General features: G+C 49.5%; 7 protein-coding genes and 1 pseudogene. 4 read left to right on the plus strand and 4 right to left on the minus strand.

The window, feature by feature from the left end; translation table 11 throughout:
• The coding region (locus NQF64_RS08800) for a hypothetical protein (RefSeq protein ID WP_266107130.1) at positions 1–287 on the minus strand (287 nt) is incomplete at its 3' end.
• A 37-nt stretch (positions 288–324) separates the two neighbouring features.
• Entirely contained in the window at positions 325–573 is a 249-nt protein-coding gene (locus NQF64_RS08805) for a DUF4258 domain-containing protein (protein ID WP_266107131.1), read from the minus strand.
• Between the two features lie 304 nt (positions 574–877).
• Between NQF64_RS08805 and NQF64_RS09030 the strand changes: the two genes are divergently transcribed.
• From NQF64_RS09030 to NQF64_RS08825, 4 genes and pseudogenes are all read left to right on the plus strand, one after another.
• The gene (locus NQF64_RS09030; protein WP_407651840.1) at positions 878–1,159 is read left to right on the plus strand and encodes a plasmid mobilization protein; all 282 of its coding nucleotides are present in this window, start codon (positions 878–880) and stop codon (positions 1,157–1,159) included.
• Positions 1,160–1,371: 212 nt separating this feature from the next.
• Positions 1,372–1,545 (plus strand): annotated as a pseudogene (locus NQF64_RS09035) (hypothetical protein); the annotation flags it as partial.
• A gap of 346 nt (positions 1,546–1,891) precedes the next feature.
• Positions 1,892–2,350, plus strand: a complete 459-nt coding sequence (locus tag NQF64_RS08820) for a MotA/TolQ/ExbB proton channel family protein (protein WP_266107135.1) — start codon at positions 1,892–1,894, stop codon at positions 2,348–2,350.
• A gap of 3 nt (positions 2,351–2,353) precedes the next feature.
• On the plus strand, positions 2,354–2,569 hold the full coding sequence (locus NQF64_RS08825; RefSeq protein WP_266107136.1) for an MbeD/MobD family mobilization/exclusion protein: 216 nt from the start codon (positions 2,354–2,356) through the stop codon (positions 2,567–2,569).
• 181 nt (positions 2,570–2,750) lie between these two features.
• On the opposite strand, the gene NQF64_RS08830 is transcribed toward NQF64_RS08825, so the two are convergent.
• Together NQF64_RS08830 and NQF64_RS08835 are read right to left on the minus strand one after the other, a co-directional pair.
• Positions 2,751–3,260 (minus strand): helix-turn-helix domain-containing protein, encoded by a 510-nt coding sequence (locus NQF64_RS08830; RefSeq protein ID WP_266107137.1) that lies wholly within the window; start codon positions 3,258–3,260, stop codon positions 2,751–2,753.
• A 160-nt stretch (positions 3,261–3,420) separates the two neighbouring features.
• Positions 3,421–3,673: hypothetical protein (locus NQF64_RS08835; RefSeq protein WP_266107139.1), on the minus strand; the 253-nt coding region annotated here is incomplete at its 5' end.

Here is a 3,673-nt window from a genome sequence, read left to right on the forward strand (position 1 = left end):
TTTATTTCTAAATTCTTTTCCATATCCTTAACACTCCATCCAACTATTTTTCTAATATTTCTTATTTCTTTCCCATTAAATGGAATATTAATAAGACAACGTGTCATTGCAGCCGTATATGAAAGAGATCTCATATCCGGAATAGATATACATTTATCACCTTCATCATCACAATATTCTTTAACACAATTCAATAATATTACATTTAAACCTATGATATCACTTGCATTATATACATCAAAAATTTTTACTTCATTTGTTCCTTTTTTCTTTGAAAAATTATTCATAATCAACCTCCAAAAAATGCACGAGGTTGTATAATTTTCATGGAGTCATAACCGTTATGACTTTAATTATACAAACCTCTTCTAGAAGAGAAATAACTACCTTCAACTTTTTATAATCATTTATAGCCCCTTCAACAGTGAACTTATCATTACCCCTATTAGGGTCATACTCTACTAAAGTTACTCTCCCTTTACGAAGAACTTCCTCTACTTCCATAAAAATAACACATCGTTCTTTCATCCTTTCTTTAGCATGAGAAGTGAATATTATTTCACTTTTCTTCATGAGCTTTTTAAAGCGTGCTGTATGATTAGAGTACGAATTTTGTATTGTCATTTCTAATTCCTATCCTGTAAATCCCCCTACGGGGATTATCCGTGGTGGTTGACTTTTTGTCAAGAAAAATAACAGGGAAATACGAATAATTCATATTAAAAATTGATGCAATATCAATTATGAAAGGGGTTGTTAGGGGGGAAAGGCCCCCTGACCAAGGCCCGATTTGCGTAGCAATATCGGGTAGCCTTGTTTTCTAGTATGCCACGAGAAGGACTATACTGAAGACATGCGCCCAGAACCTCGTACCCACATGCTCCGGGTCCGCTTCTCCGATGAGGAATGGACCACCCTTCAGGAACAGGCCAATGCCGCTGGCATGACCATGTCCGCCCTCGTCCGTGACCATCTCGGCAGGGTCTCCATCCGCAACCGGGAGGATGAACGCCAACGCCTCATCAGGCTCAACCGCATAAACGCCAACCTCAACATGATCGCCCGCTGGGTGAACACCTACAGGGACAAGGCCGAGACCATTCAGGTCATCAGCCATCTCATCGCCATACAGCGGTATATCCGGGACCTCGCCTCATGATTGTCGGCTTTTCCCGTCATGGCAGAGGAGCCGGTCATGGTCCGGTCTCCTATCTCGTCAGTCCCGACAGGCCGGGCCGTCAGGACAGTCCGCCCGTCATCCTCCGGGGCGATGCGGACCAGACCCGCCGCCTCATCGATTCGCTGACCTTCCGGCACCGCTACACCTCCGGCGTGCTGTCCTTCGCTCCGGGTGAGACCATCACCCCAGAGATGGAACGGACCATCATGGACGGCTTCGAGAAGCTCGCCTTTGCCGGTCTGGATACGGACCAGTACAGCATCCTCTGGGTCCGCCATTCTCATGCCGGCCATCATGAGCTGCATTTCGTCACCCCACGGGTCGAGCTGTCCACGGGAAAAAGCCTGAACATCCGCCCGCCCGGCAGACGGACAGAAAGACAGTTCGATGACTTCCGGAGCGAGATCAACGCCCGGTACGGTCTGGCCGACCCGACAGACCCGGACAGGGCCCGCACGGTCTCCAGCCCCGGCCATGAGCTGAAACGCATCGCAGAGGCCCTCAGACAGGGACAGGAGCCGCCCGAGAACATGCGGGAGCTTCTGGATGGGGTCCTGACCCAAAGAGCCGTGGCGGGCGACATACACAGCCGTCAGGAGCTTCTCCGTCATGTCCGGGAACTCGGCCTTGAGGTGCCACGGGCCGGAAAGAACTACATCACCATCAGGGAGCCCCAAAGCGGACAGCGCTGGCGGCTCAAGGGACCACTCTATGAAGACAGCTTCTCCCCTGGCCGCACGCTTGAGGCAGCAGATGCAGGCCGACAGCGAGATTATTCAAAGCCTGACGAAAGAGCAGCTCGCCGGTTTGCGGAAAGAGTTGCACGCCATCATGCAGAGAGAGCTGCATACCATCAGGACCGATATGGAGGAGCAGGGCCGCAGGCTGGCCGGACGGCTTCTCTGGTCCCGGACCCTGCTGCCGCTCCTGATCGGACTGAGCCTCTCGCTCGGTATCTTGGGCGGGAGCTGGGGAATGATGCACTACCTGACCGGCCAAATCAGAGACAAGCAAGTCACGATCGCCACGATGGAAGAGACCATTCAGGAACTGCAACGTCAGGAAGGGAACGTCTGGCTGAATCGCTGCGACAACCATCTCTGCGCTCGGATAGACACACGCTACCAGCCTTATCAAGGCGGATATTACCTTCTTCTGGAAAGGAAATGAGGCATGACGGAGTTGGAAACGCTGCTTCTGAACGCATTGAACGAGTTACAACAGCAACACGACAGACGACAGCAGATTTATCAGCAGGAGCAGCAGGCTTTACGGAACATGTTCGAGCATATCGTTCAAGACAATCAATCATTGAGGGAACAGCTCGATACCTTGAACGGGTATGTCGCTTCTTTGCAGAAGCAGCTCGCACGGTTCAGTCCTTCCTGAAAGGGAAAGACAGAGAACCCTCAAGAGGGGGCCGGTCTTTCTGAAACCTGTTTGCCGCCTGAAAAACTGGCAGGAAACAGCCATTCTGTCAGGCGGCAAATAACATTCTGAAGGACAGACCTCTCCCTCTGGCTCCTCTTCTTGAGCAGATTTCGGACCGGATTTTAGAAAAAATGAAGCGTTAGAGGGCTCGATATTGGGCCATAGCGGCTTCAGGATTGTCTCTGAAGAGCTTTTGCCATGGTGTGAGCTCTTTAGGAGGCTTTTCTATTCGTCGCCAGATGGTCTGAGACGCCCGTTTTATATAAAAATAAGGACTTCCCGGCAGATTTTGCCGCCTGAAAAACTGGCTGATCTCTGCGCTTTTCCGCTTGAGCTGACGGAGACCATTCAGGACCTCATTCACATAGGTCGATGAGACAGTGATCTGATACACGTTGGAGGTCTGACGGCGACCGATCCGCTTGTTGGTCCATGTGATCCAACCCCGCATCCTGGCCTCACGAAGCGCATTACGGACCGTGCGCTCAGATACACCGGACTCAACAGCCAATGTAGAATGGGACGGAAAACAGCCCTTGCTGCCGAAGTAGGATAGCAACGCCTGATAGACACGCCCCTGATGCGGCGTAATCCGGCGAAATTGCACAAGAGTTTCAAAAAAGGCTTTAAGGCGGAAGGAGGGAAGCATATAATACCAGCACACGATGGCCGTGTGATCTTTGCTTTGGCATGGCTGTCGAGGGTGGGCAGCGCTACCAACGCTCCCGCCCACCATGCGATGGACGATTTGGAAAGAGTTCTTCTTTCTGGGGTTGCCGTCAAGCCATAAAATTATTTCCTTTCATTCCTTAAGCTGCCTTTTGCGAAGCCTCCCATGTGATCTCACTAGGACCTCTTTCTATCTTCATCTTTATTCTACTAAACATCATGCACACATTTTCATAATTTCTTTTTATTTTCATATACGTTATATCATTTGTTGAATAATCAACATTCTTGCATTTATCTTTTAATTCTTCGCACACAGCTATTCTAAATACTTTTTCAACATATCCTCCCATTTTATATTTATCATTTTCCCATCTACTGATGGTCTCAGCT

The sequence above is a fragment of the Bombella saccharophila genome (genome assembly GCF_026385475.1).
Lineage (GTDB): Bacteria > Pseudomonadota > Alphaproteobacteria > Acetobacterales > Acetobacteraceae > Bombella > Bombella saccharophila.